Source organism: Bradyrhizobium sp. CB1015, from assembly GCF_025200925.1.
In the GTDB taxonomy this organism is placed as follows: Bacteria; Pseudomonadota; Alphaproteobacteria; order Rhizobiales; family Xanthobacteraceae; genus Bradyrhizobium.
The window spans coordinates 1,288,562-1,314,244 of sequence record NZ_CP104174.1 but is presented as its reverse complement, the minus strand read 5'-3'; the positions used below and the strand labels follow the sequence as shown (position 1 = coordinate 1,314,244).

Genomic DNA, 25,683 nt, shown 5'->3' with positions numbered 1-25,683 from the left:
CGTGGCTTCTTTTCAATTAAAGGGTGGTCCCTTATTGCCAGAACAGACGGTCAGGATCCGCGTTCAAGTCGTCGATTGCAGAAGGCAAGCGGAGGTAAAGGCTGTAAAATTCCCAGACTCCCTGGGCATGATTCTTCCGAAATAGCTTCCAGATCCCGCTCACGGTATCATAAAGAATTAGGGCGACATTGATGAGAGCGCCATCCGTGTCGATGTTGTGCGAGCAACAAGGGCTCTCGACGAGGTAGCCGCCCCTCAGCGGCCCCACTTTCGGCGAGACGTAAAGATAGCGCTTGCGCGCGCTCAAGCCCCGCTCAATTCGTTTGCGATCGAGCTCGTTTGGGTGAGGCAGCAACCCCGCCTTTGCTTTCCTCATCAGCGCGGCATTCATGGCGAAAGCCTCCTTCAAAGCACTGTTATTTCTTCTTCAAGACAGCCGATGAGCAGCTCCTCACCAAAATCGACAATATAGACCGGCACGTTCGCTTCGGTGTGGATAGCGACCTTGATGATTTCGCCGGTCGCTCCGGCGGCGAGCAAAACTCCCTCGGGCTCCGCGTTCGGAAATGAGCTGTCGTTGGTGAGGTCGACTGCGGCTTTGACTCGCTGGCCCCGTCGATATTTCGGAACGCCTTGCTGAGTCATGACTCCTCCGGTAACGGCAGATCATCGATCTCCTCACAGGTCTCCACCGGCTCTAGCTCCTTGCGTTTCATGCCAACGCGGTGGCCGCTGTCCAGAAATTCCACACCGTAGATGTAGAATTGCTGCAAGAAAGTGCCGATCGAGACGACGTAACCCACCTCCCCCTTCTTAACTAAGAGGTCGCCAATCTCCTTGCCGGGATAGGTGCCATCATTTCGGATGGTGCGATTGGCTCGAAGCTTTTGGCCAAAGCTAAAGACGGGCGGGCCGCTGAGCTCGACGATATCGCTGTCGCGAAGAATGCTGTTCATCTATCCCCTCCTCATGCGCCGCTCCCTCTAGAGATGCCGAGAAGCCGCCTAGCTCACGCGGGCAACACTCTGCATCATTTCGTGCCCACCCGCCGTATCGTCAATCACATCGACGATGGGAGGGCTGCCTTGGAGGCCGCTCTCGTACCACGAAGCGCCCTCGGAGCTCCGATGCCGCCAGGCCGTGCTGCCGACCCAACAGCACGACCGCAGGACAATGCAGAGCAGTCGCCGTAGGGTACGAACGCCCGCGCCTGCAACGCCGCCAGCCCGAGGGCGACGCTTGCGACGGATTCAGCACTAGGTCCTGGCATGCCGTTCATGAGATCTCACGCTTTAGCCTGGCGCTTGATAGCGGGGCAAGGACGTGTCAACCACGCAGGTATTGTCGACCGGACAGGCGGCTACACATTGCGGCTCGTCAAAATGGCCGACGCATTCGGTGCATTTCGTCGCCTCAATGACAAAGCTCCCCTCCTTCTCCGATATAGCAACGTTCGGGCATAAGGGTTCGCAGGCAGAGCAGCCCGTGCACTGCGAGGCGATGATTTTGAACGGCACACATTCCTCCTTATGCCGCAGAGATCCGAAGCGGAACCGCGGCGTCGCCGCGCTCCCCATGCTGGACTTCCCCGCGCCTCACCTTGTCGAGATAGGATCTGAACCAAGCGATCGCCGACTTCTCAATGAACTCATAGGCGAATTGATCGACCGGCTCGATGCCCGCCTTGATCAAATTGCTTTTGGGGCCGCCGCCAATCTTGGCCACGAAGACCGCATGGCAGTCACGGATGCCGCGCACGATGGTGGAAAGTCTATCTTCCTCGCCATAACCGCCCTGGCAGTAAACCTCCACGCGGCGTACGCCAACGAATTTGGCGCCGGATGTAGAAAGCTCGTACATTTGGAATTCTTTTGCATGCCCAAAGTGCTCGTTGATCAACCCCGAGCCCTTGGTTGCCACAGCCACCAGAAGAGTGATCGCGCTGATCTCTCCGGAAAGCTTCTCAAGCTCCTTTTGGCAGGCCTCGGCTTTGGAGACGCGCTCATTCTCTACTCTTTTCTGATAAGCCTTGCGCATCTCTAAGTCATACTGGACGTCCATTTTCATCACCTGATCAGTGGTAAACTCTGGGCCTCGATCGTCCCCGAGTAGACCAACCGCGTCGGCGCGGCACTGGCGACAATGCCGCATCATGTTTATCTGCCCTTCACAGGCATCTTGCAGCGCTTTCAATTCTTGCGCCGTCGGGCCGCGCTGACCGTTGCGGCCAAATGCTGTGCCATGCTCGGGTGCGGAGATCAGCGGCATGATATTGTGAAGGAAGGCACCGCGCGACGTGACCGCCTTGTTGACCTCCACCAAGTGGTCATCATTGATGTTGGGGATCATCACCGAGTTTATCTTGCACAAGATACCCCGCTCGCTAAGCATCTCGAGGCCTTGCAGCTGGCGATCAGTGAGTATCTTTGCCGCCTCGATGCCCGTGTATCGCTTGTGGTTGAAGAAGATCCACGGATAAATCTTGGCTCCGATTTCGGGATCAACCATGTTGATGGTGATCGTGACGTGGTCAATCTTGGACCTGACAATGGTATCAACATAGTCCGGCAGTGCGAGTCCGTTGGTTGACAGACAAAGCTTGATGTCGGGAGCCGCCTTGGAGACCAGCTCGAACGTTTCGAACGTCTTTGCTGGATTAGCCAGAGCATCGCCCGGTCCAGCGATGCCAAGCACTGTCATCTGCGGAATGGTGGTCGCGATCGCGAGCACTTTTCTCACCGCCTGCTCAGGGGTGAGCTTCTCGCTCACCACGCCCGGACGCGATTCATTGGCGCAGTCGTATTTTCGGTTGCAGTAATTGCACTGGATGTTGCAGGCAGGCGCGACCGCGACATGCATGCGAGCGTAATGATGGTGCGCGTCTTCGCTATAGCAGGGATGGTCTTTGACCTTTTCCCAGATTTCGGTTGGCAGATCGCCTTGGCCGGCCTTCGAGCCGCAGCTCGCCTGCCCGGTCTTGGCCGAAGCGCAGCAGCCCTTATGATCGGTGGTGGGCTGCATCATCTTGCCGTGATTTACTGCAGCTTTGACATATGTTCCGCGTCCGACGACCGCGTTCATTCGCTTTTCCCTGGAGACATCGTCGCTCTCCCAGGACCATCCTTGAGCGAGCCTCATAAAGCTGGGTAGCAACTTGCATGCCATGGCCAGAATGATGCAATCGCAGCCGCAGGCCATCGAGTTGGCGCGACGTTAGCACTGGCGCATGCAACAACAGCCATGATGAGCTTGTTAGCAAAACGACAGATACGTCGCCATTCTCACCCAGAGCTTTATGCCTTGCGCATTCATTCTCGCGCTAAGCTCCCCCGAACGCCGCTCCATCTAACGCGTTTGCCGCGTTGCGGCTCTCGCAAGCCCGATACACGCGGGGGGATCCGGGCTCGACAAGGCCAGTAGTGGCTACCACGGATCCTGCTGGACGCCCAACGACCGGGAGCAGGATGGAGTGTAACCGCCTCGGCTCAACTGAGCGAGCGATTGTCTGCGTCATCAATTCCGTTGCGACAGCGATATGTTTGCTAATTTGGATATACTGGGGTCGCCCCTGACCGCATTGCCCGTAACTCGCTGCGGCGGCGCAAATTTGCTGGCGAAGAAGCCGGCCAATGCGTCTGGCGTTGTCGGCAGAACGGATCTGCGCCATTCAGCGTGGCCAGGACGATATGGAACGATACTCGGGGCCCTCAAACCAACGAGAGCGCCCCATGCAGCCGCCGCAACGACAAAGTCGATCTGCGGGGAGTGTCTTCAGGGATCGTGCCCGGTCTCGTCCCGCTTTTTCGCATTGATTGTGATTGGCAACCGGGTGTCGCTCGCCATATCAGGCAAATCGAACACCCAGCCATTAGCCACTTTGATCCAGCCGCCCCACAGCGTCTCGTACTCGGATTCCACGATTTGCTCTTCGAGATCCTTTTTTGGCACGTAGATGGACAGGCCCTCCGGAGACCGGCGGATCATGATCTTCACAAGGTCTACTCCCTAACAGTGGCGCCGGAGATGGCGCGCATGCGAGCCACAATGTCGGACACAGCGCACACGACCTCATCGACCTCCGCCAACGAGGTCTCACGCGACAGAGAAAAGCGCACGGCGCCGTGCATCCGCCACGTCGGCACCTGCATGGCACACAGAACATGCGATGGCTGCATTGAACCGGAGTTGCAGGCTGATCCGAGCGACACGGCTATGCCCGCCCGATCGAGATGGTGGGCGATGGCTTCGCCTTCGAGGTGGTCGAAGGCAATATTGGCCGTGTTCGCCAACCGATTGCTGACGTCACCGAGCACAACGCACTCCCCATTGCGCAAAACTCCATGTTCAAGGCGGTCGCGCAAAGCGCCAATGCGAACGCGCTCGGGTTCAAGCCGCTCCGCCGCAAGCCCGGCAGCCTTTCCCAGGCCGACGATCCCGGGAACATTCTCGGTCCCGCCGCGGCGCCCTCGTTCCTGTGATCCGCCGCAGATTAGCGGCCGGAATTTAGTCCCTTTGCGCAAATACATCGCGCCGACCCCCTTGGGGCCGTGCAGTTTGTGCGCGGATAGCGACAGCATGTCGATCGCGCTTTCCTTTAGGTTCAAACGCAGCTTCCCAATTGCCTGGACCGCATCTGTGTGAAACAGCGCGCCCGCCTCACGGGTCAATCCGGCCAGAAACTCCACAGGAAACAGCGTTCCGGTCTCGTTATTGGCCCACATAACGGAGGCAATGGCTGTGCGTGGCCCAAGCGCGCAGCGAAACGCCTCGATGTCGAGCCGGCCGCAAGCATCTACGGGTACTATGTGCGTCTTGACTCCCCTTGCCGCCAATTGCTGAGTCAGCGCAAGTACAGCGGAGTGCTCAACCGAAGTAGTTACAATTTCGTCTCGCTCTTCCTGCGTCGCCAGAGCAGAGAGGATCGCGGCATTATTGGCTTCGGTCCCTCCCGAGGTGAAGACGATTTCATGATCGTATGCGTTACCTAACAGGTCCCTCAGGCTTCGCCGGGCCTGCCTCACAGCAACTGCGACGTCGTTGCCAAAGGCATGCCTGGATGAGGCATTGCCGAAGTTCTCAGTGAAGAACGGCAACATCGCTTGCACGACGGACGGATCAGTCCGTGTCGTTGCATTGTTATCGAGGTAAATCGGCGCTCGATCTTCGCTCAATCCACTGCCCCACCAGTACCAGCAACGAGGATTTGCCGACTAAATCCGCGGATTTTAACAGCCGCGCCTGTACGTCCCACGCTCGCCCTCGAAAGCTTACACGACGTACAGCCACCGGCCAGCCTAGCCATAAACAGGCTGCCATCGATGCCGATCAGCTGCCAGCCGCCACCGTGGAGTTGTAGAATGAGGCATGATATCTTCAAGCGCGTCGCGAATGCGACGCTCCCGCTTTGTCGTAGTGGACGACGATTGCCTCAGTTGTTTTGGCTCGGCCGGCGCGCTTCGATGTTTTCTTCTCATCACCTGAACAATGTTTTTCATCAGCAGAACGATTTCCCGCAGGAGCAGTTTGCGGTGGCGTTCGGGTTGTGAAAGGTAAATCCAGAGCCCTCCAGCGCCACGACGAAATCGATGGTCGTACCGACTAGATGATCGCAGCTCTTGCTATCGACGAACACCTTCAGCCCATCGCATTCGATCACGGTGTCGTCAGGCTTCGGTTCCTCGGCCAGACCCATCTTGTATTTGAATCCACTGCAGCCGCCTGCTTCAATCATGACGCGCAGACCGCCGGACGGGCGCGTGGACGATGATATCGCACTCTTGATCGCATTCACTGCGCTATCGGTCAGGTTGATCACGTCTTTCCCTCATCAGCTTGAACGTCGCTAAGAGCAAGTCACGTGCCAGCGCGCAGACACTTAATGATGCGCGCCTTCGCACGTTGGCTTTGGAACAGGTGTCGGATTGCTTACATGAGGCGGTGCCAGCCAATGACACGTTTTCTTCTTAGGTTGCGCTGCTACGCTGCGGCGGCAGGCAATTTGCATCGCATCTGGCACCGACCAACGGGTCGGTGAAGAGCTTAGATCGAGGACGATTTTAATGACTGCAATCGAGAACACCGCACTCGGCAGATTTGAGAAGGAGGGCCGCCTGCTCAACGCCGTACTCAAAGGCGCGACTACCAAGCCGGGCCGGTTCGGCTTTCGTGGCGACATCGCACTGAAGTTCCAGACTCAGGTCGCCGACGAGAAGCGACCGCCGGACTATTCGATCGAGCAGGTTCTGACGATCGCGCAGGACGGAGAACGCACTTTTCCAGTGCTGGCCGGATACCTACACTCCTTCGCGTATCTTGCTGACGTAGCAACCGTCCTTGACGGCGCCTTAAGCCCAACCGGAAGCTACTTCATGTTTTGCAACAACATCGATTTGCTGGCGAAGTACAGAGTGAAGTTCGGCGATATTAACTTCCACGTCTTACCCTGCGATGAATCCACCGTTTGGAAGGAGATGATGGACCTGGTCGGGCTGAACAAGGACGACATCAAGAAGCTCGATCCGCGCGGCAAGCTTGATTACCTCCTCGATGCCGCAAAGGATCTCGATCTGTCCTATGAGGAGATCTCTTACGACGGCGGGCTAAAGAGGATGGAGCCGGTGAAAAACCGCAACGAGAACCGCCCGGTCTGAGGCGGTCTTCAGTTGTCTGGCGATGCATCGTCTTCGACAAGACGCACGCCGAGGACACAGATATCACCATCCAGAACTGCCAACGCGATCGGCGTGAGCGTTCTACCCTCACATGGACCTTCGACACACCGGCCGGTGCCGAGTTCGAAGGTCGAACCGTGCTTGCCGCACATCAGTCGGATACCGTATGGGTCCAGGAATTGGTTCCGCTCCCAGTCCAAATTGACGCTGTTGTGAGGGCATTGATTGACATAGCCAAGTACCTTTTTGCCCCAGCGCACCACAATGATGGACCACGGTCGGTGATTGCCATTATCATCGACGACCATAAGATGGAATCCCATGGCTTGGCGGCTTGGAATGTCGTTAAAGCCGCAAATCGTATAGATGGAATTTGGCTGCATTCATCGCTCGTTTATTGCAAGGCGCTTTTCATTGTCGTTGTGCAATCAACGTGCAAAAACTGTACAAGTGCCGGCGCGGATCGCGTCTGCGGTAACAACGCGCAAGCCCATTTGCAGCTCACCCCATTACTCACGCATAATTCAGAACAATTCGCAGGAGCATTGAGCCTTGCTGCCCTTTCCTGCCGGGCTGCGCAGCTACAGCTTTCGCGCTCCGACCTTTCTGGACCATTTGCCGGACCGCTAAACTCGATGGCTGGTTGCTGCTCGCTAATCGTCACGCTGCGGAAGGCCCGGTTCCGATGCCCTGCGACCGTATTCATCGCGGCATCGCAAGTGCCTTTCCAGAAAGTGAACGCTCGCTCCCCGCCCGCGAGAGGCGCACGCGGCGAACGTGCGCCCCTTTTAGGCTAGCCCTTGCGCCCGCGCGTGGAACGGCGAAATGTCCGTCATTTCCGGCCCGCAGCTGCTGTTGCAGCCACTTTACTCCAGGAAGAGCCCTACTAAGAGCGCGCTCCAAGTAACATGAAGGCTCATCGTCTGAGGAATCCGACTCGAACCTTCCCTCAGTATCGATACCACCGCCTTCAGCTTTCGAAAAATACTTCCTCGTCAGTGAAGAACGGCTAAGCGAACGAGTTAGAATCGCACTTTGTCGTTGTGGACCGGTTTGCAAATGCGGGGTTTTAGTGCACCGGGCATCGGAGCCTTGGAATTTCATTTTCAGTTCCGTCGAATCGTCGCCAGCCATAATTCCGTCGTCGCACGAAGGTGGCGATGCGGCCGAAGAACGTGTTTCCAGTAATTCGCCGGCGAAGAGTTCTTTCAGCACGCCTCCCCGCACGAGCGCTGGGGACCTGAGCCACTGGCGCAAGCGGCCGAGAAGCTGGCGGTGTTGCAGGCCAACCGCCTGCGGGTGGCGCACGAGGACGGCACCTTATCCAATCAGGACCTCAAGCGGGTCACGGTCGACACTACTGTGCAGCGAAGGCCATCACCTTCCCAACCGACCAAGCTGCTGCCCCCGGGAATCAAGGGGATCAGCCGCCTGGCGAGCAAGCCCGGGGTCGAGCTCCGGCAGTCCTATCTTGGTATTGCCAACACCGCGGCAATGATGGCTTCTGGCTACGCCCTTGCAAGCAATTCAAGCGGCATCACCGGCAGTTGCGCATCCTGCGCAGCCGGCTGGGCCGGATCATCCACGAGATCCGCCGCAAGATCGAAGGTCAGTCTGCGCTCGAGAACGCGTTCACCCTTCCGCTTGGAAGGGCCACGCAGATTCGCGCGCAGCGGCAGCGCCAGCGCGGCTGCAGCTGCATTCTTTCAACGCCTCGGACGTGGAGTGCCTCGGCGATGGAGGGACGCCAGTGCACCTGATATTTCGGTGCACCCGCGTCGCGCCTTCATCTCCGGCCAAAAGCACGGGGTCTTCGGCATCATCAAACGCGAGCTGCGCCGCCCCTCCGCCATCGAACCCGTCATAGGACAACTGAAGGCCGATGGTCACCTCGGCCGCTGTTACCTCAAAGGCCGCGCCGGCGGCGCCGACAATCACCCTCTCCGCCGTCGGCCACAACTTCCGCCGCATCCTCACCTGGCTGAGTACTCTTTGGCGTACCACCATCATTGTTGCCCTCAGCGGCCATCACCGCTGAAATCGGCTTTCTAACGGACGACCAAGTATGCGTTCAAGAACGAGGACGGCGTGACCCAGGCGCCGGCACCAGCCTATATGATCGCGAAGAAACCGCCTCGCGGAGCCTGGCTCCCGGTTCCCGATGTCGAAGAAGGCGGCTGACTTATTGGCCGATGCCCGAGATGACCGAACCTTCGAGCTTCGCTAGACTATGCGGGAATGTGAGTGATGACGGGCCTGAGATAGGTTGCGTATCGAGGCGGTTGTCGAACGCTGCCAAAACCTCTCGAGAGAAGAGCGATACGCCATGAATGACACTACCAATACTGTTACATCAGGCGCGAGCTCCTGATCGACATCAAGCAAATCGCGGGTTGCAGATCGGCCCGGAAATTGCGTCGGCGACGGCGCGCTCGGCTTCTGGAAGGCTTGCCGTCACCCGACACCCGCGCTGCTAGGTGCACAACACCGTCAATATCCTGGACAAGGTACCGCTCTCGGTGCAAGCCGCCAACAGAGGGATTCGCGCCAAGTCTATTTGGCGTCGAATCGGACGTCCGCCCGCAGCGGCAATCGACGTCTTTGCGAACAATACCGCGCCAGATGCGGACGGGCAGACGAATGATCGCCGCAATCGTCTCACCATGAAGAAAAACGCTAGTCTATCTCATTCGTCGTTCGCAGTTGATCGCAATGCTCGGCAGGGAAGTCGTAGAAGGCCAGCAGGGTTTCGGGTTCTTGACCAGGCTCGCGGCCAAGTTTGACCGTCCCGCAGAGAGACCATATCATTTCCAGGTTGCTTATTCTCAATCGGATTCATGATCACTTCATGGCTCTCTTTGAGCGCCGTCGCCGCTCTTACGGGCTCTGCTTTGGTGCATTGACGATGTCGCCCACTGTATCAAGATGCCCCACTCAAGCAGGATTGGTCGGTAGACCGCCGCCCTAGCCAACCGCGGTGGGGGAGCACCGGGCTGCGCAGCGCCAGCGCAGGCAGCTGAGGGCTAAGCCGCGTTGGCGGCGAGCGGCCCAGAGCTGATCGGGCAGCACTCTGGGCGCGATCACGCCGCCTGACGCAAGCGCGTGTTGAAGTGGCGAGCCATTCCTGCAGCAACATACTCAATGACCACGAGTAGCCACCGCTTTCAGGCCCGACCTCGTAAACAGCAACTATTCGGCAGCCGACCCCGGGCCTAGATTGAGGCGCTCGAAGTACCAAGACGTGTCATCGCCTGACGACTCTGTCTCATCACTTGCTTCACTCGAAGCTCGCTCGATGTTTGCCTGAGCACCACTACTCTCGGCGGCAAGATATCCTTCAGGTTTGCCTACACGTTGCCATTTACCTTCGTCGTTATGCGTCCACTTGTCGGGATGCTGGTGAGGATCAAGTACCCAGTGATTCTTATCACTCACAGGAACAAAGCCCATCTGAGCCAGACGGGACTCGATGCCTGGGAACGCAGGTTTTGACATTATCAATGCTTGTTCGCCGTCTTGCCGAAGCTGATGTTCAAGTAGAATATCGCCAGCGTTCTCAACGAGCGGATGAGTAACCCGAAGATCTACTTGGGATGTGACTGCGTTGCGACCGGGAAACTGGGCGCTGAATCGCCTTCCTCCTACCCGAAGTCCGCCTTCTGTCCTCAGAAGCCCGACAGTTTTGTCACCCAAGCGATAGGCGTAATATCGCGCCTGGTCGGTATCTTCGTCGGTGTGACCATAGGTTCTAGCAATGTTTGCCGCGCGCTCAGCTTTTGTGGATATGAAATCCGAGTACTCCAGTGGACGCTCGGCAATGTACTTGATGTCGTCGCCATAGAAGGCCTTCACTTCTTCCCCGAACTCATCACTGTCGATCTCTTTGATCGGAGGTTGGGAAGTTACAGAGTACGGCCGTGTCGCTGCCTGAGACGAACTTGGGCCAGCATCGGGCGCCATGCCTGCAAGCCTTTCCGCAAAGCCCTCGTCATCTGAATGCCTTGCTTCATCAGCCTGGGTAGCGCTTGTGGATTGGCTAGATGAGCCAACAATTCGGCCATACATCGGATCGCTCTCCTGTCGGTACGGTTTGGGGGTCAGAGCTCGCGTTGCTCGAGCTCTACCGAGGATGGTAAGATGTCTAGCTGACCACGAGCTGACGCGCCGAGGTTGAGCATCTGTCGCCGGCTCTTGCGAGAGGAAGCTAACTCCTCGTCAGTGAAGAGCGGCTAAAGCAAATGAGCTAGAACCGCATCTCATCGTTGTGGACTGATATGCGAAGGCACGGTCTTGGTGCATCGGGCATAGGAGTCTTGGAATTTCATTTTCTGGATTCCCTCGAATCGACAGCCATAATTCCGTCGCATCGGAGGTGGCGATGCGGCCGAAGAAGCACAGGACGACGGGGATCGGGCAATCTGTTCCGGGCCAGGCTGGACCAGATCGTCAATATGAAGCACGCGCGGTTCAGCTCGCCGGCAACGTCGATTGGGACTGGATCGACATCCGCCGCTGTCCAGCGAGAACGGCCGGCGCGCCGCACGTCCAGGTACTGTCCAGAATCTTTCGCACTTTTGATCAGGCGACGGCTCCGGTTTCAGAGAGTTGTGGCTGATAGAGCGGTCGCATGTTCATGTAGCATTTGGTCGACCACGCCGTTCCGGCAATGTGCCGCAGCCGGGCCGCCGCTAAGTTGAGACAGGATTGACCGTCGGGGAAGGCGCCGACGACACGGGTTCGTCGCCGGATCTCCTTCATGATGCGCTCGAGCGGATTGTTCGTTCGAATCTTCCGCCAATGGATGTCCGGAAAGGCATAGTAGGCGAGCGTCTCGTGAACCGCCTGCTCGACGAGATCAGCAGCTTTGGCCATACGGCTGGCCCGCAGATCCGCGATGACGGTCCTGGCTTTCTCGTCGGCCGCGGCGCGGCTCTCCTGGGCATGAATGGCCTTGAGCATGTGGCTCACCTCGCGGACCCGGGTCGACGGCACGTGGCTGAAGACATTGCGATAAAAATGCACCATGCAGCGTTGATAGCGTGCCTCCGGCAGATAATCCGCAACGCTTTCGACAAGACCTCGGCACGCGTCGGAAACCACCAGCTGCACGCCCTTGAGACCGCGATCGACGAGATGCCGCAGAAACGAGGACCAGCCGGATTTGTCCTCCTTGGCGCCTTCACAGATGCCGAGGATCTCCCGGAACCCCTCAGCATTGACCGCCGAGGCCACCAGCAGCGACACGTTGCGAACCTCACCAGCCCAGCTGCGCTTCATCACGATGCCGTCGAGGTAGAGATACGGATGCTCGCCTTCGATCCTGCGATTCCGCCACGCCTCGATCTTGGTATAGATCTTCTTGTTCAGGTTCGACACTGTGCTCGGGCTGACCCGGGTGCCCCACAGCGCCTCCGTGATGTCTTCGACCCGCCGAACCGAAATCCCGGCCAGATACATCTCGATCAGCGCCTCCTCAACCGAGCTCTCCCGCCTCCGGTAGCGCTCGATAATCGCCGTCTCGAAGGTTTGCCGCCGTAGCTTCGGAACCTTCAGATTGACGTCGCCCGCCTTGGTCTGCAGCGTTCGCTCGTAGCTGCCTGCCCGCGTGTCCTGCCGCGCCGGGCTGCGCTCATACCGCCCAGCACCGCACAGCTGGTCCGCTTCGGCCTCCAGCATCGCGTTCAGTGTCTCTTCCACTGTCCCGCGGACCATCTCGCCCAGGTGATCTCGAATCCGGGCCTCATCAATTTGGATCACCTGACCCATGGCATTCCCATCGTTCATTCAAAGCTCCTTCATTCTAGAAGAAGCCGTCAATCCTGAAAGTGCGAAAGACTCTGTACGTTATCCACGTCCACGAGCTTGTTTCGAGCGGGCAGGATCGAGCCACACAACCTGCGAATGCAACGCCGCAAATTGCTCGCCACGCTCGGGCACCGGCAGTTGGGCATCCTGCGCGCCTAGCTAAAGACTCTTTGGCGTCTCTTCCTGACCGCCGATGGCACTGAGTTCCGGCCAGAGATGCGCGCCGCATGAGGCAGTCTTAAACGCGCCAGATGCGCCTTCGGCGGAACAAGCGTCCCTGCCGGGACGAAGGTGTTGGCCATCTTGAAGTCGTGCCTGCGGGCTTTACACGCCGCACGCTTCACGTCGAGATGCAGACCTCTTGAACGCGATCATGCGGCGGCTCCCTGTGGAGACGACCGCGGAAAGAACCATGAACCCGGCAGTGGATCACGTTTACTATCGGGGTTGACACCGTGCCTGCGAAAAGAACGGACGACTACCTCGTGGGCCTTTCGACCCGCTTCCACTTGTCGTTCTCGTTCCTCGTCCACACTTCGGGGTGCTGGTTAGGATCAAGCACTAAATGGTTGCGGCCCACGTGGACAACACCCATTTCCGCTAGACGGGCTCCATGCCTCTCCTGGCAGGACGTGACAAGACCAACGGATGATCGCCGTCCTCTCGCATTTGATGTTCCAGGAAGATATCGCCCGCGTTCTCGACGCGGATGAGCACCTGAAGACCTACCACAAACGTGATATCGTTGCAGCCCAGCTGTTCCTGAAGATGCTCTCCTTTAAACCGAGCCGGACCTGCTGCTCTTAAAGGCCGCGGAGAGCTGCCTTCGCTCATGCAGTTTCGGCTGCAGCTGAAACGTGGGTCTGGCAGTCGGCCGGGCAAACCCTGGCGCACGCACCGCAGCCGATGCAGGCACCCTGATCGTCCAGGACCATGATCTTCTTCTCGATCTCCTCGTCGTCGTCATTGTCGAGCTCGATAAGTTCGCCTTCCTCGTTGATTCCTTTCAAGGTCATGACATCTCGACCGCACACCTTGAAACAGCGGCCACAGCCGATGCATTTCTTTGCATCGATCGTGATCAAGTATTGTGGCGTCCAGTCGCGTCCGTCTCGTGTTTGAAACGACATGCATTGCCCCTCTAGGTATTCTCCAGCGCCTTTAAGGCGAGGCTCTTGCGCTCAAGTTCGGCATAAGCATCGTACGCCTTCTGCGCGACCACCATGATCGAGGTCCAGTTGATGGGCAGTTCTTCCGAAAGGTCGTGCAGATCCATCTTGGCCTGTATCGCCTTGGCAGACACTTTCCTAAGTTCGGCCTTCAGTGTTTCACGATCGCTCATGAGTGTGCATCCTCAATAGTTCGCCACGTCGGGGAATTTCCGAATCAGGTCAACTCCATCCGTGACATATTTATCCCCCTCCTGAGCCAGCTTGACGAAACTGTCGAAACCGAAGCGATGCACGTCGCGCAGCTGCTTGTTTACGGCGACCAACCGCCCTGCGATGAGCACTATGCGCCCGAAGCCTTCATGATGCAGCTTCAGAATCGGCTGAATCATAACGCCGGTCTCCCTCTCTACTGACAGCGCAACTGCATTGAAGAACAGCTCAAGCCGCCACAGTGTCTTGGCATCGGGATCACCAATAATCGGCAATGCGCGCCGCTTCTCCATGTTCAGGATATAGGGTTCGAGCAGATCACGATCGCTCTTCCCTTCCCAGGCTCCGTTAGTATCCTGAGCACGCCAAATCTTGACCAAATCGATGAGGAATGGCGCGTCGACCGGGCTGGCCTGCTGCTCTATTTTTTCGGTCATATCACCTCATTCATCAAACTCGAACGTTCTCCCCTGGTCCTTTGCCATGACCTTGCGCAGCCAGGGAGGTGGTGTGCCCTTCAGCACCCGCTCGAGTTTTTCTAGGAGCACTAGAATGTTTTCCGGTTTGCTCACCTTGATAGGATGGATTTTGTTGGCCACCACTCGCGCAGCCGCTGCACCACCAATGGCAGCGACGTAAAGGATTGCGCAATCCTTGATAGCCTCGATCTTTGGCGCCAACTTATCATCGCTGCCGTCTTCCTTAAGATCGCCATCAAACTCGATCGCTTTAACAAACACGTGCCCGCCAGGAGCGACATCGTAGATTGCGATATTCTTTGCCCAACCAAAATGAGCATCGACGCGTCTCAGGTCCTGAGTGGCAAACGCAACTTTCATGCAACCGACCTCTCAGTCGCGACGGTGGAGCTGCGATGGCCCGCGCATCGTGGCAGTACGCGCCCAGTCCGCCACTTATCGGGCGTAGGCTGATCGTTCTCGTCGCGATGCGCAATCACGAGATTCGCGATTTCGAAGATCACATTCCGCGTACCACGGTAGCCTACCGATAGCTGGTGTCCCGCGCCAAGTCGATCGAATATCGGAAAACCTGCGCGATAGAACGGCACCTTCAGCCGCGCCGCCGCTTGCCTTCCATGCGAATGCGTGATCAGCAGGTCACAATGCCTCTCTTTGGCAAGGTCTTCCAGATCTGCGAGATCGCCAATGATCACTTCATTGGTCTTGATCCGCTCGATCACCTCCGACTGAGTCGTCGTCACGGCAACGGTCACCTGCGTGCCCATGTCGCTCAGCATGCCGGACAAATCGAGCAGAAGATCTGGCTCGGCACCGATTGCAAGTTTGCGACCGCCAATATGGAAGTGCGCATCCAGCATAGCATCTGCGAGCTGACTGCGCTGGCGTCGATATTTCAAGGGTATCGGGCGGCCGCTGATCTCGCTCAAAAACGTCATGAACTCATCATTCGGACAAAGGCCACACAGCCGCTCGAAGACACGAAAAGGCACGCCGGTCTTTGCCTGCATGACCTCTGCAGCTCGCCGCATCTGCGCGCCGATTGCAATCGTCCACCCGGCGCGGCCCATATTCGCAATTTCGCCGACGTCGATGCCGCCGACGGTCGTTGGCGTAAACTCATCGGGGATATGCCCATCGAGCGATCCCGCCAGGTCAGGGAGGAAGGACGGAGACAACCCGAAATCCTCCAGTATGACACGGAGTTCATCAAGATCGCCGGGCGTGAGGTGACATCCCGGCAGAACATTCACCCTCGATGGATCCCTCAGGCGACTGGCATTTGGCCCATCCACCAGCACCTCCACAATGCGCGCGACAGCCTTCTCCCAGCCGTCCTGGAACGCACCCTTGAAATCAGGTGTCGAGACGTAAACGAGCGGCAACTTTGCGAGTTGCGGATGCTTGCTCCGGATCAGCTTGAGGTAGGCATCCACATCGTCGCCGTTGGTCTCGGTGACGCCAGTCGAGCAGATTCCGATGATCTTTGGCTTAGCTCGCTTGTAGATGTTCAGTATCGCCTGCTCGAGATTCTCATAACCACCCAGTACAGTCGTGACCTCACTCATCGCGGTGGTCTGCAGCGGTACAGCCTCTTTGAAATGCCGGACAAAGAGCGTGAGCCCGAAGGATGTGCACCCCTGGGAGCCGTGCAGAAGCGGCATCGCCCCGCCCAGCCCCATGAAGGCGAATGCGCCGCCGATCGGCTGGCTCATCTTCAGCGGGTTGACAGCGCAGGCTTTTGTCGGCGTCGTGACGATGGCCATGACGCCTCCCTACTCTGCGGCCTGTCGCATGGCAGATGGCTCGGACACCAAGATCTCGTCGATACGTCTTTGACAGCAGCCACCGACCGCATTGGTATGCTCCCTGACCGCTTCGACGCTCCTCAGGCGATGCGCGTAGATTGCATCCTCGATCGTGCCCAGATCGACCCTGTTGCAGATGCAGATCTTCCTGGCGCGGCGCGACTTTTCGGCGAGCGCCGGGTCGGCGAGCGCGGTCGCGGGCGATTGCATCTGCTCCATCGCCTTAGCCAACGCCTCCCATGGCGCAGGTCGACGTAGCTGCTCCCACATCGGACTGGAGAGCGACTTATCGATCTCCTCCACCAGCTTGACCATTCCGACATAGCCCATATAGGCGTGGCAACGCTCCTGGTTGATATCGAGCCAAGGCACCGCCGCTTTCAGCGCGACGAACTGCGACTTGCCGCCCGATAGCATGATGTCCGCTTTTGCGCCCTTCAGCATCTCGTACATTTCGCGCGGCGTCATATTCTCGATCATGTTGGCATCATGCCCCATGAGCTCCTTAATGCGCTCCTTATCTTCCTTGGTCGATTTCTTTACGCTGGTGCCGACTAACTCAAGCCCGGCTTCCTGGAGTGCCGCAACGACCGACCATGACTTGACGCCCCCGGTCATTAACAAGGCCTTTTTGCCTCCGAACCGTGGCTTATACGGCTCGATCGCCCCCCAGGCCCACGCTTCCTCGCGCGCGATCAACGCTTCGGTGCGCCCGAGCAGATCTGTCGGGGCGCCGCGTTCAACCAATAAGCGGGCAATCTGCCGTAGCGATTCGCTCGAATCTTGAATACCGTAGAAAGAACCCTCGAAGAATGGAATCCCGTAGCGTTGCTCCATTTTGCGTGCGACGTTGATCATGGACTTTGAGCACACCAACATAGCCGCCCGTGCGCGATGAGATGAAGCGACTTCGCGATATTTGCCGTCGCCTGAGATGCAGCAGAGAATTCGTACTCCAAGCTCGTCTAGTAATGGCTTCATTTGCCAGAGCTCGCCCGAAAGGTTGTATTCTCCGATGAGATTGATGTCGTACGGGGTGGTGTAGTCCGGTTCTCGTGTACCGATCACATAGTCAAGCAAGGCCTCGCCGGCCAGCTTGTTGCCGAGATTCTTCGAACCGACGAAGCCCGGAGAATTGATCGGGATCACCGGCTTTAGAAATCTTCGAGATGCCGCCTTGCAGACTGCGTTGATGTCGTCGCCGATCATCGCTGGGATGCAGGTTTGATAAACGAAGATGGCGCACGGATCGTACTTGTCGATGATCTCCTTGATCGCTTTGCAAAGCCGCTTCTCGCCTCCGAATACAATATCGGTTTCGCTCAAATCGGTTGTGAATGCGGTGCGCCACAGATCCGAGCCGGACGACACCGCACCCCGATTGTCCCAGGAATTGCCCTCGCACGCGATCGGACCATGTACCAAGTGAGCCACGTCGGTGAACGGCTGCAACGCAACCTTGGCGCCATCGAAAGCACAGCCGCCGGCAGCACTACCCGGCTGCAGCTGTTTGGTGCAGCCGTTCCTGCGTTCAGCCTCTGACTTACTGCCATTCTTGGCGCAGCCTGGCTCGTCGAAGATATTCTGGACCGTGGCCGCTAGTGAACTCATCCTGTTTCCTCTCAGGGCGAACAAATTGCAAACTCAATGACCATGTGCTCGTGCCATCGCCCATTGCCTGGGCGATGGCACGCGCAGTCGCTCATCAGCGAATGATGTCGAAGCTGTAGTCCGTTTTGCCAAGAACGTTGGTGTTTTTGTCGATCTCGTCGAAGATCTTGTCCAGGATCTTCACCAGCACATTCAGGCCGCCCTGATAGCCCCATAGGGGGGAGCGGTGATGGTGATGCCGATCAAAAATCGGAAAGCCGATGCGGATCAGTGGCGTTCCGGTATCACGCTCCAGGTACTTCCCGTAGGTGTTGCCAATCAGAAAATCGACGGGCTCAGTAAACAGAAGTGAGCGCATGTGCCAGAGGTCTCGGCCGGGATAGGCTTGGCAGCCCTGTCCAAATGGCGAGCTTGCAAGCAGCGCCTGCATTTTTTCCTGCCATGCCTTGTTGCCGTTGGTAGACAGCACATGGGTCGGTTCGGCGCCAAGTTCGAGCAGAAACGCAGCCAACCCATAGCAAAGATCCGGATCGCCATAGATCGCGAACTTCTTGCCATGAACATGCGCGCTGGAGTCGGCGATGGCGTCCACCAGGCGGCCACGTTCTCGCGCAAGTTGCTCGGGAATCTCCTTGCCGCTGAGGCGTGACAGCGCGACGATGAAGTCATCCGTTGCAGATAAGCCCACCGGGTAGTTGAAGGATACGACGTCCTGGCCATGCTCCGCCACGAATGCCAGCGTCTTTTCCGTGCACCACTGTTGCATGGAGATAGTCGCCTTGGCATGAATCGCGTTCGCCGCATCCTCCAGCGTCGTACCACCATCATACATCCGGAATTCGCCGTCGGTCGGAGTATCGAACACTTCAGAATTGTCGGCGAGAACCGTATGCTGGATGCCCATCAATTCCAAGATGCGCTTGATCTCGCGAAGGTTCCCAACGGTATAGCCATCGAATCCGCCAATGATGTTGATCGCCCCATTCGGTTTGCGCTCAAGCTTCGGCGCTGTTCCGGCCTTGCCGTCCCAAAAATGCTCCAGAATGCCCTTGAGCGCATTGTCATAGCCGGTGACGTGGCTGCCGACGAACGCCGGCGTGTGGGCGAACGGCACGTCGAAATCCGCCGGAACCGAGCCTTTTTCTTTCGAAGTCTTGATGAAGGCGTTGAGGTCATCGCCGATCACCTCGGCCATGCAGGTTGTGGAAACCGCAATCATCTTGGGCTTGTACATGTTGTAGCTGTTCGCCAGCCCGTCGGTCATGTTGTTCAGACCGCCGAATACGGCAGCGTCTTCCGTCATTGACGAAGAGACACAGGAGCTAGGCTCCTTGAAGTGCCGCGACAAATGACTGCGGTAATAGGCCACACAGCCTTGCGAGCCGTGGACGAAGGGCAACGTGCGCTCAAAGCCAACAGAGGCGAATACGGCGCCAAGCGGCTGGCACGCCTTGGCCGGATTTACCGCTAGCGCCTCCCGCGCGAAGTTTTTTTCGCGATATTCGGCGGTTTTCGTCCATTCCTTGATACGTTCGACCTCGGCGGGATCGCGAGGGTTCTCGAATATCTTCTTCTTGGCCAGCATCTGCTGGTATTCTGGACCGCGGAACAGTTCGACATGATCGATCACGTGCTCGGCACTCTGCGCCATTGGTGAAATCCTTCACTATCGTCGAGATTGGTATCGCCCGGCTTTCCCAAGCGAGATGAGTTGCTTTATTCCGCAGCCTGGAGCTTGGCCCTCGAAGCTTCCTTCCAGGGGGCCTTCGTTTTCTTCCAAATCGGCGAGTTGATAGCCATGTCCATGTCGCGCGCAAAGATCGCGAATCCGTCATAGCCGTGATATGGACCCGAATAGTCCCAAGAGTGCATCTGCCGGAACGGCACACCCATCTTTTGAAAAACGTACTTTTCCTTGATACCTGACCCGACAAGGTCAGGCTGGAGCTTTTCGACGAAGCGCTCGAACTCGTAGCCATTGACGTCATCGTAGATAAGCGTGCTGTCCTTCACGTAGTGCTGAGCTGTCCGCTGATAGTCATCGTTGTGACCGAACTCGTATCCGGTGCCAATGACTTCCATCCCCAGGTCCTCATATGCGCCAATCACATGACGCGGACGGAGCCCGCCGACGTACAGCATCACCGTCTTGCCCTCCAAGCGAGGCCGATATTTTGCGATCACCGCGTTCACGAGCGGCTGATACTTCTCGATTACCCGCTCGGCCCCTTCCTTGATCTTGTCGTCGAAATAACCCGCAATCTTGCGCAAGGACTCTGCGATCTTTAATGGTCCGAAGAAATTGTACTCGCACCACGGGATACCGAACTTCTCTTCCATGTGGCGTGAGATATAGTTCATCGAACGGTAGCAATGCAGAATGTTGAGCTTTGCCTTCGGCGTTGCTTCGAGCTCAGCCAGTGAGCCATCGCCGGACCACTGCGCGATTACCCGCAGGCCCATCTCCTCCAGCAGAATTCGTGATGACCAGGCGTCGCCCCCGATATTGTAGTCTCCGATAATCGCAACATCGTACGGCGTCGGCTCGAACTTGGGTTTGCCATCGCCCTCGAGATGCCCGAAAATCCAATCTCGCACCGCATCGTTCGCAATGTGATGGCCCAGTGACTGCGACACGCCCCGGAAGCCCTCACAACGGACCGGCACGATGGTCTTGCCGCCATATTCCTTGGATTTCGCTCGTGAGACGGCTTCGATATCGTCACCGATCAATCCGATCGGGCATTCCGATTGGATCGTGATGCCGTTGTTGAGTGGAAACAGCTCTTGGATTTCATCAAGAATTTTGACCAGTTTTTTGTCGCCGCCGAATACGATGTCCTTTTCCTGGAAGTCGGAGGTGAACTGCAGGGTCACGAAGCTATCGATACCTGTGGTGCCAACGTAATAGTTGCGACGCGAACCCCACGAATACTGACCGCAGCCGACGGGGCCATGGCTGATATGAACCATGTCCTTGATTGGTCCCCAGACCACCCCCTTTGAGCCTGCATAGGCGCAGCCTCTGATCGTCATCACGCCAGGTATGGATTTGATGTTGGACTTCACGCCGCAGTCTGACTTTCCGGCCTGGTGAACATTGAGGTGCTTGGCACGCCGTTTCGCGGTTTTCTCCGGATAGACCTTCAGCACCTCCTCGATCAGCTCTTTGTTGCGAGCCCTGATTTCTGCGATGCTCTGGGTCGTGGCGAGGCTCATCTGATGTCCTTCAAGGTTAGCTGTTGCGAGGGCGGCTTCTTGACCAAGACTTTTGCAACCAGCATGCCAGCGTCTCGTGAGCACCAAGACCGTAACAATCAAAGCTACTTAGCGCGCCTCGTGCGGTGACACGGGCGTTGTTGCGAATCCGACATCCCGCTTTCGCAGAGAACTCTTGGTGTGGCCCCGTTCGAAATGGAACAAGGCGGGCTCTGCCTGAAATTCCTGCCCAGTTCTGACAGGCTTGCCAATGCTTCTATACTTACTGAAACCTACAGATGCTGCGAAGAGATCGATGTGCCCGTGCGTGCCCTTATCAGGCCGTGGCAACTGCTCGCGTGACCTGGCGAGCGTAAACGAGGCGACGCAGCTCGCGTTGAGCTCTGCAGCATGGGATCGTGCACGTCATCATCATCGCAGCAGGTGATGTCGGCCAGCCCGCTTGCGGCCGACTTCCGCCTTCAATCGCAGAGCACTGCAGTCGCGGTGTATTGTAAAGTCCAAGGGACACACGGCACGTCGCCAGCAGGCTGAAACACTTGAGCAGCGGCATCGCACAGTGCGCCCCCGTCCGAACGGCTACACCGGCGCGGTCGAGCATGGCGGTAATATCATGCGCATGTGTTCCCTTCACTTCAAACGAAATGATCGGCCCTTCTCGGCCGGAGTCCCGATCATGCGCACGAAGTTGATGGCCTGAGACTCCTCCGGGTAACCGAGCAGTATTTTCTCGTGCGTGTGGTTCTGCACCTTGCCTATTGAATTGATGTAATCGACAGCGGCGCCTAAACCGATGGGCTTCGACGATCGGCGGCGTACCCGCTTTGACCTGGTGTGGCGGATCGCCGTAAATGACACTGGAACGCAACCTCGCGAATCATCTTCCGGTTGAAGGGCGACATCGAGGCCAGTGCTCAGACTTGCCGTAAAGTACCCCGACCCCAGTCGGACTGTACAGTTTGTGACCCGTCATGACTTAGAAATCGCAATTGATCTCGCAGAAGTCGGCGTTCAGATGGACGCATTCCTTGCGAGCCGTCGACCCGGCGAACGCAAGCCGTTGATTGCGTTGGCGACGATACGCAGCGCGTCGATGTCGAGGCCAGCATCGATCTCGTCCAGGCCGCACAGGCTCGGCTCGAACAGCGCCATCTGCAAATGCGCTTCTTCTCGCGACCGAAGAAGCCGACATTGAAGCCGCGCTTGAGCATGTCCTGGGCGAAGTTAAGCCAACCGTCTCATTTCAGAAATTCGCGGGTGTAGAATTCCTGCTCGCCGCGCGCCTTGCGTCGGGCGTTCAGTGCGGCCCGCAGGAAGTTCATTGTAGTCACGCCGGAAACTCAACGGGATACGGAACACCCCTTGGCGCGCCTCAAACCGCAGGCGAATCGGTCTGGCGCAGCGTCGTCACCCAGATCACGCGCGCCACCTGCTGGGTCGGGTTGTCGAACATGTGCGGCACGACGCTCGGAAAACGAAAGCTGTCGCCGGCTTCCAGCACATGGGCCTGGTTGTCGAGCCACAGCCGCAGGCCGCCCGAGAGGATGTAGCCCGCCTTTTCGCCGGTGTGCTGCAGGAAGTCGGTGCCGGAGGAGGCGCCGGGATTGAGCGTGAGCTCGTAGAGCTCGAGCTGGCCCTTGCCTTCCGGGGTCAACGCTTCCTTGACGACGCCGCTGGCGGTGAGCCGCAGCAGCCGCCGGTTGGTCTTGCGCACGATGTAGCGCTGCCCGTCGGCGGGATCGCTGCTTTCGAAGAAATAGGAGATGGGGACATCGAGCGCGATGCCGAGCAGGCGCAGGGTGCGGATCGAGGGCATCGCGCGTGCGCGTTCGAGCTGGCTGATCATGCCGGTCGACAGGCCGGTCTTGTTGGCGACGTCCTGGATCGAAAGGCCGGCGCGCTGCCGCAGCAGCCGCACGGTTTCACCCAGGCGCTGGTCGACCGCATCGTCAGCTTCGATCGTGGAAGCGTCCTTGGGGCCGTTGCTATCGCCGCGACCATCCATGTCGCTCTCCCATGCATCATCTCAGCCTCGGGCATCGAGCCCGCGGCTTCAGTCAAGGTAAAAAGCTGACGCATTTCAGCAATGCGGTGACTGCTGTATTTAGTCGTGATGAAATTTTGCCAGAAAAATTTAGAAAAACTAAAGCTCACTCCTGTCCCTTTGCCGGGGTCTCGGGGCGGTGCGCTCGTTCCGCCGCAAGCTCTGCGAGCGGCTCGCGTGAGTCACCACGAGCTCGCGGCTAGCAAGTGAGAAAAACAGGAGACGATTAGGAAAGGCGGCGGTGTCGAGAGCGTGTTCATTATGTTCGTGCGGGAGCTCCTCTCGTCGGCTACCCTACCTTTGCCGGCACGCAGGTATCGGGCACCGGGCAAACGACCGCGCATTGTGGCGCGTCAAAATGCCCTTCACATTGGGTACACTGGGACGGATTGATCACATATATGTCGTTCTTCAGGCTGATCGCAGCATTGGGACACTCGAACTCACACGCACCGCAGACGGTGCACTGGGATGCGATTATCTTGTAAGCCATCACTGCGATTCCATAAGCAAGGTGCGGGACAGTTTCTTGCTATCAAGTCTTGTGCCAGACAGTTTGAGCTTGATTCGTCTGGAGTAATTTCGATAACGCAAATCGCCGCCTCGACACGCTGTCGCAAATCCTACAAGGGGCGTGGCGGCTTGATCTCGATGCTTTGATTTGCGCATGGTTGATTCACAGCAGTCAGATCAGGTGAACCACCTTCTCCAGACTCAGGGGGGACGATCTGAGATCCTCCCCAACGCCTTCGTGCCGCGGCTAAGATCGATGCGTCGCGCGGCATCACGAAGTTCTCCGCGGGTCCAAACCAGAGCGCATCTTGTTAATTCCACTCACCGGGACAGCCGCGGCTTACGCGACAGCATCACGGGCAGCAACCGGCAGGTCCTCACCAGTCCGCCTCGCCACAGCCAGTCAGAAGGTCACGGCGGTCGCTCCAGATACAGTCACACCCGTGATGCGCGTCCCTCTCAGGGCCCGCGGAACGCATTTTCAGTTGCCCCGTATTGCGGGCAGAACCGGCATTCACATCCGCTGTATGGGGCAAAAGTACACTGTCTCCCCCTCGTGCGGGCGACTGAAGCCAGGTGTTCGTTTGGTGATCCTACCTACGCTCCGCGCTCAAAATAGATGCCGGCGGCGTCAGTCGATGGGTGTAGCCGAAAAAAAGCCACCCCAAAGGGTGGCTTAGTCACGGAGGAAACGCCCATGAGGGCCTTTGGGATCAGGCCGCAGCCTGTTCGATCGGTGAGAAGGGCAGCCCGAGGCTTTCGGCCACCGCTTTGTAAGTTAGCCGGCCCCGATGGACGTTGAGGCCTGCGCGCAAATGGGGATTTTCGAGCACGGCGGAAAAACCCTTGTTGGCCAGAGCCAAACCAAACGGCAGAGTTGCGTTATTCAGTGCTTGACTCGAGGTCAGCGGAACGGCGCCGGGCATATTGGCCACACTAATGAATGATGCCATCTACTTCGTAAGTTTGATCCGCGTGAGTGGTTGGGTGTGATGTCTCAAAGCAGCCGCCCTGATCGATAGCGACGTCCACGAGTACCGCCCTCTTGCGCATCGAGCTCAGCATGCTCCGGCGGACCAGCTTCGGCGCGCTCGCACCTGGAACGAGCACGGCACCAATCACCACATCCGCCGCAAATACCTCTTCCTCTACAGACTCGAGTTGAAAATCTGGTGCGAACGCGTCCTTCGAATAGCTCGTCCAGCTCGCGGAGCCGGATTATCGAACGATCGATGATGGTCACTTCTGCGCCCAGACCGACCGCCATGCGTGCCGCGTGCGTACCGACGACGCCACCTCCGATCACCACGATTCGGGCAGGCTGAACACCGGGCACCCCACCGATCAGCAGCCTCGTCCGCCTGTACTCCGCTTTAGGGCGCTACCCGCCGCTTCGATCGCAAGCCTACCCGCGACCTCGCTCATCGGCGCCAGCAGTGGAAGACCACCATGCGCATCAGTTACAGTCTCATAGGCGATCGCAGTGCATCCTGATTCCAGGAGGCCGGTAGCCTGGTCCAGGTCGGGAGCCAGATGCAGATAAGTGAAGAGGATGTGATTCTCACGCAGCTGAGACCATTCGGACGGCTGAGGCTCCTTGACCTTTACGATCATCTCGGTCAAGGCGAATACCTCAACGGCGGAAGTTAGAATCGTTGCGCCAGCATTGCGATAATCGTCATCGGTTGCACCAATGCCAGCGCCCGCATCGGTCTCGATCATCACGCTGTGGCCCGCTGCCACGTATTCGCGGGCAGCTCCAGGAGTAAGGCCCACGCGATATTCATGCGCCTTGATTTCTTTTGGGACTCCGACCTTCATTTGATAACTCCCTGCCTGACGCGGCCTTTCTTATCGGAAGCGAGCAGCGATATCGCGACGCAACCGACCGAAATGGCGCAGGAATTCAGCGATATTTGACAGGCTTCGCAGGATTTCAAACCCACGCGTGCCGAGCGGATCGTGTGACCTTGCTCGCTGAGCTTAACCGTCGACACTGAGCGATAGGCGATAAATAGTTCCGAATTGCGGTCTCGGCTCGCAGAGAAGCTAACGACCGAAATCACAGCCTGCCGAAGTTCGAAAGCAGTAAAGATGGCGTTTCGCGTGTTTGGCAGGATTGCCTATCAAGCGATAGCGCTCCAGGAGTTG

At 57.8% G+C, this 25,683-nt stretch carries 25 protein-coding genes and 4 pseudogenes; 4 read left to right on the top strand and 25 right to left on the bottom strand.

Annotation, left to right across the window (positions count from 1 at the left end; translation table 11 throughout):
* Positions 1-31: 31 nt before the first annotated feature.
* The 8 genes from N2604_RS06005 to N2604_RS05970 form a co-directional block, all read right to left on the bottom strand.
* Positions 32-391: a DUF3024 domain-containing protein gene (locus N2604_RS06005; RefSeq protein WP_158672101.1), complete on the bottom strand. Its 360-nt coding sequence runs from the start codon at positions 389-391 to the stop codon at positions 32-34.
* Between the two features lie 14 nt (positions 392-405).
* Positions 406-645, bottom strand: coding sequence for a nitrogen fixation protein NifZ (locus N2604_RS06000; RefSeq protein WP_124163608.1), 240 nt, complete (start codon positions 643-645; stop codon positions 406-408).
* On the bottom strand, positions 642-956 hold the full coding sequence (locus N2604_RS05995) for a nitrogen fixation protein NifZ (RefSeq protein ID WP_036031967.1): 315 nt from the start codon (positions 954-956) through the stop codon (positions 642-644). Before N2604_RS05995 ends, N2604_RS06000 begins: the two co-directional genes overlap by 4 nt.
* A gap of 336 nt (positions 957-1,292) precedes the next feature.
* Positions 1,293-1,517: a 4Fe-4S binding protein gene (locus N2604_RS05990; RefSeq protein WP_036031964.1), complete on the bottom strand. Its 225-nt coding sequence runs from the start codon at positions 1,515-1,517 to the stop codon at positions 1,293-1,295.
* 10 nt (positions 1,518-1,527) lie between these two features.
* On the bottom strand, positions 1,528-3,081 hold the full coding sequence (nifB, locus tag N2604_RS05985) for a nitrogenase cofactor biosynthesis protein NifB (protein WP_199752381.1): 1,554 nt from the start codon (positions 3,079-3,081) through the stop codon (positions 1,528-1,530).
* A 690-nt stretch (positions 3,082-3,771) separates the two neighbouring features.
* Positions 3,772-3,993 carry a putative nitrogen fixation protein NifT gene (nifT, locus tag N2604_RS05980; protein WP_036031961.1) on the bottom strand — a complete coding sequence of 74 codons (222 nt, stop codon included), beginning with the start codon at positions 3,991-3,993 and terminating at the stop codon, positions 3,772-3,774.
* Positions 3,994-3,998: 5 nt separating this feature from the next.
* A complete protein-coding gene (gene nifS / locus N2604_RS05975) occupies positions 3,999-5,171 on the bottom strand; it encodes a cysteine desulfurase NifS (protein WP_124163607.1) in 1,173 nt (390 codons plus the stop codon).
* 323 nt (positions 5,172-5,494) lie between these two features.
* Positions 5,495-5,815 carry an iron-sulfur cluster assembly accessory protein gene (locus N2604_RS05970; protein ID WP_036031955.1) on the bottom strand — a complete coding sequence of 107 codons (321 nt, stop codon included), beginning with the start codon at positions 5,813-5,815 and terminating at the stop codon, positions 5,495-5,497.
* Between the two features lie 244 nt (positions 5,816-6,059).
* Between N2604_RS05970 and N2604_RS05965 the strand changes: the two genes are divergently transcribed.
* Positions 6,060-6,650, top strand: coding sequence for a hypothetical protein (locus N2604_RS05965; RefSeq protein WP_036031952.1), 591 nt, complete (start codon positions 6,060-6,062; stop codon positions 6,648-6,650).
* 8 nt (positions 6,651-6,658) lie between these two features.
* On the opposite strand, the gene N2604_RS05960 is transcribed toward N2604_RS05965, so the two are convergent.
* A complete protein-coding gene (locus N2604_RS05960) occupies positions 6,659-7,054 on the bottom strand; it encodes a Rieske 2Fe-2S domain-containing protein (protein ID WP_036031949.1) in 396 nt (131 codons plus the stop codon).
* Between the two features lie 805 nt (positions 7,055-7,859).
* Between N2604_RS05960 and N2604_RS05955 the strand changes: the two are divergent.
* Positions 7,860-8,709, top strand: a pseudogene (locus tag N2604_RS05955) (hypothetical protein); the annotation flags it as partial.
* 1,151 nt (positions 8,710-9,860) lie between these two features.
* Here N2604_RS05955 and N2604_RS05950 read toward each other — a convergent pair.
* Positions 9,861-10,736, bottom strand: a complete 876-nt coding sequence (locus N2604_RS05950) for a hypothetical protein (RefSeq protein ID WP_036014963.1) — start codon at positions 10,734-10,736, stop codon at positions 9,861-9,863.
* Between the two features lie 313 nt (positions 10,737-11,049).
* Between N2604_RS05950 and N2604_RS39530 the strand changes: the two are divergent.
* Positions 11,050-11,204: pseudogene (locus N2604_RS39530) on the top strand (IS5/IS1182 family transposase); the annotation flags it as partial.
* A 45-nt stretch (positions 11,205-11,249) separates the two neighbouring features.
* Here the strand turns inward: N2604_RS39530 and N2604_RS05945 are convergent.
* On the bottom strand, positions 11,250-12,437 hold the full coding sequence (locus N2604_RS05945; RefSeq protein ID WP_199752527.1) for an IS256 family transposase: 1,188 nt from the start codon (positions 12,435-12,437) through the stop codon (positions 11,250-11,252).
* A 687-nt stretch (positions 12,438-13,124) separates the two neighbouring features.
* Between N2604_RS05945 and N2604_RS05940 the strand changes: the two genes are divergently transcribed.
* The gene (locus tag N2604_RS05940; protein WP_157786094.1) at positions 13,125-13,283 is read left to right on the top strand and encodes a hypothetical protein; all 159 of its coding nucleotides are present in this window, start codon (positions 13,125-13,127) and stop codon (positions 13,281-13,283) included.
* 23 nt (positions 13,284-13,306) lie between these two features.
* Here the strand turns inward: N2604_RS05940 and fdxB are convergent, their stop codons facing one another.
* From fdxB to ald, 14 genes and pseudogenes are all read right to left on the bottom strand, one after another.
* On the bottom strand, positions 13,307-13,606 hold the full coding sequence (gene fdxB, locus N2604_RS05935) for a ferredoxin III, nif-specific (protein WP_124163606.1): 300 nt from the start codon (positions 13,604-13,606) through the stop codon (positions 13,307-13,309).
* 11 nt (positions 13,607-13,617) lie between these two features.
* Positions 13,618-13,818: a CCE_0567 family metalloprotein gene (locus tag N2604_RS05930; RefSeq protein WP_036014914.1), complete on the bottom strand. Its 201-nt coding sequence runs from the start codon at positions 13,816-13,818 to the stop codon at positions 13,618-13,620.
* Positions 13,819-13,830: 12 nt separating this feature from the next.
* The gene (locus N2604_RS05925; RefSeq protein WP_036032024.1) at positions 13,831-14,295 is read right to left on the bottom strand and encodes a NifX-associated nitrogen fixation protein; all 465 of its coding nucleotides are present in this window, start codon (positions 14,293-14,295) and stop codon (positions 13,831-13,833) included.
* A 6-nt stretch (positions 14,296-14,301) separates the two neighbouring features.
* Entirely contained in the window at positions 14,302-14,697 is a 396-nt protein-coding gene (nifX, locus tag N2604_RS05920; protein ID WP_036014919.1) for a nitrogen fixation protein NifX, read from the bottom strand.
* Complete coding sequence (gene nifN, locus N2604_RS05915) at positions 14,694-16,103, bottom strand: nitrogenase iron-molybdenum cofactor biosynthesis protein NifN (protein WP_124163604.1); 1,410 nt, start codon at positions 16,101-16,103, stop codon at positions 14,694-14,696. The genes nifX and nifN overlap by 4 nt, the downstream gene beginning before the upstream one ends.
* A gap of 9 nt (positions 16,104-16,112) precedes the next feature.
* Positions 16,113-17,756, bottom strand: coding sequence for a nitrogenase iron-molybdenum cofactor biosynthesis protein NifE (gene nifE, locus N2604_RS05910; protein ID WP_158670223.1), 1,644 nt, complete (start codon positions 17,754-17,756; stop codon positions 16,113-16,115).
* Between the two features lie 94 nt (positions 17,757-17,850).
* Complete coding sequence (gene nifK, locus N2604_RS05905; protein WP_124163602.1) at positions 17,851-19,407, bottom strand: nitrogenase molybdenum-iron protein subunit beta; 1,557 nt, start codon at positions 19,405-19,407, stop codon at positions 17,851-17,853.
* 65 nt (positions 19,408-19,472) lie between these two features.
* Complete coding sequence (gene nifD / locus N2604_RS05900; protein WP_124163601.1) at positions 19,473-20,975, bottom strand: nitrogenase molybdenum-iron protein alpha chain; 1,503 nt, start codon at positions 20,973-20,975, stop codon at positions 19,473-19,475.
* Between the two features lie 316 nt (positions 20,976-21,291).
* Positions 21,292-21,843 (bottom strand): aminotransferase class V-fold PLP-dependent enzyme, encoded by a 552-nt coding sequence (locus N2604_RS39525; RefSeq protein ID WP_370137856.1) that lies wholly within the window; start codon positions 21,841-21,843, stop codon positions 21,292-21,294.
* Positions 21,844-21,852: 9 nt separating this feature from the next.
* Entirely contained in the window at positions 21,853-21,948 is a 96-nt protein-coding gene (locus tag N2604_RS05895) for an aminotransferase class V-fold PLP-dependent enzyme (RefSeq protein ID WP_074448265.1), read from the bottom strand.
* Between the two features lie 59 nt (positions 21,949-22,007).
* Positions 22,008-22,315 (bottom strand): annotated as a pseudogene (sufC, locus tag N2604_RS05890) (Fe-S cluster assembly ATPase SufC); the annotation flags it as partial.
* A 32-nt stretch (positions 22,316-22,347) separates the two neighbouring features.
* A complete protein-coding gene (locus N2604_RS05885) occupies positions 22,348-22,980 on the bottom strand; it encodes a cupin domain-containing protein (RefSeq protein WP_124163600.1) in 633 nt (210 codons plus the stop codon).
* A 328-nt stretch (positions 22,981-23,308) separates the two neighbouring features.
* Positions 23,309-23,512 carry a 4Fe-4S binding protein gene (locus tag N2604_RS05880; protein ID WP_036014930.1) on the bottom strand — a complete coding sequence of 68 codons (204 nt, stop codon included), beginning with the start codon at positions 23,510-23,512 and terminating at the stop codon, positions 23,309-23,311.
* 733 nt (positions 23,513-24,245) lie between these two features.
* Positions 24,246-25,353, bottom strand: a pseudogene (gene ald, locus N2604_RS05875) (alanine dehydrogenase).
* Between the last annotated feature and the right edge of the window lie 330 nt (positions 25,354-25,683).

Bases quoted from the DNA above. Each gene is read 5' to 3' on its own strand.
- N2604_RS06005 (WP_158672101.1), bottom strand. From the start codon at position 391: ATGAATGCCGCGCTGATGAGGAAAGCAAAGGCGGGGTTGCTGCCTCAC.
- N2604_RS06000 (WP_124163608.1), bottom strand. From the start codon at position 645: ATGACTCAGCAAGGCGTTCCGAAATATCGACGGGGCCAGCGAGTCAAA.
- N2604_RS05995 (WP_036031967.1), bottom strand. From the start codon at position 956: ATGAACAGCATTCTTCGCGACAGCGATATCGTCGAGCTCAGCGGCCCG.
- nifB (WP_199752381.1), bottom strand. From the start codon at position 3,081: ATGAACGCGGTCGTCGGACGCGGAACATATGTCAAAGCTGCAGTAAAT.
- N2604_RS05965 (WP_036031952.1), top strand. From the start codon at position 6,060: ATGACTGCAATCGAGAACACCGCACTCGGCAGATTTGAGAAGGAGGGC.
- N2604_RS05960 (WP_036031949.1), bottom strand. From the start codon at position 7,054: ATGCAGCCAAATTCCATCTATACGATTTGCGGCTTTAACGACATTCCA.
- N2604_RS05950 (WP_036014963.1), bottom strand. From the start codon at position 10,736: ATGTATGGCCGAATTGTTGGCTCATCTAGCCAATCCACAAGCGCTACC.
- N2604_RS05945 (WP_199752527.1), bottom strand. From the start codon at position 12,437: ATGGGTCAGGTGATCCAAATTGATGAGGCCCGGATTCGAGATCACCTG.
- N2604_RS05940 (WP_157786094.1), top strand. From the start codon at position 13,125: ATGATCGCCGTCCTCTCGCATTTGATGTTCCAGGAAGATATCGCCCGC.
- fdxB (WP_124163606.1), bottom strand. From the start codon at position 13,606: ATGTCGTTTCAAACACGAGACGGACGCGACTGGACGCCACAATACTTG.
- N2604_RS05930 (WP_036014914.1), bottom strand. From the start codon at position 13,818: ATGAGCGATCGTGAAACACTGAAGGCCGAACTTAGGAAAGTGTCTGCC.
- N2604_RS05925 (WP_036032024.1), bottom strand. From the start codon at position 14,295: ATGACCGAAAAAATAGAGCAGCAGGCCAGCCCGGTCGACGCGCCATTC.
- nifX (WP_036014919.1), bottom strand. From the start codon at position 14,697: ATGAAAGTTGCGTTTGCCACTCAGGACCTGAGACGCGTCGATGCTCAT.
- nifN (WP_124163604.1), bottom strand. From the start codon at position 16,103: ATGGCCATCGTCACGACGCCGACAAAAGCCTGCGCTGTCAACCCGCTG.
- nifE (WP_158670223.1), bottom strand. From the start codon at position 17,756: ATGAGTTCACTAGCGGCCACGGTCCAGAATATCTTCGACGAGCCAGGC.
- nifK (WP_124163602.1), bottom strand. From the start codon at position 19,407: ATGGCGCAGAGTGCCGAGCACGTGATCGATCATGTCGAACTGTTCCGC.
- nifD (WP_124163601.1), bottom strand. From the start codon at position 20,975: ATGAGCCTCGCCACGACCCAGAGCATCGCAGAAATCAGGGCTCGCAAC.
- N2604_RS05895 (WP_074448265.1), bottom strand. From the start codon at position 21,948: ATGACGGGTCACAAACTGTACAGTCCGACTGGGGTCGGGGTACTTTAC.
- N2604_RS05885 (WP_124163600.1), bottom strand. From the start codon at position 22,980: ATGGATGGTCGCGGCGATAGCAACGGCCCCAAGGACGCTTCCACGATC.
- N2604_RS05880 (WP_036014930.1), bottom strand. From the start codon at position 23,512: ATGGCTTACAAGATAATCGCATCCCAGTGCACCGTCTGCGGTGCGTGT.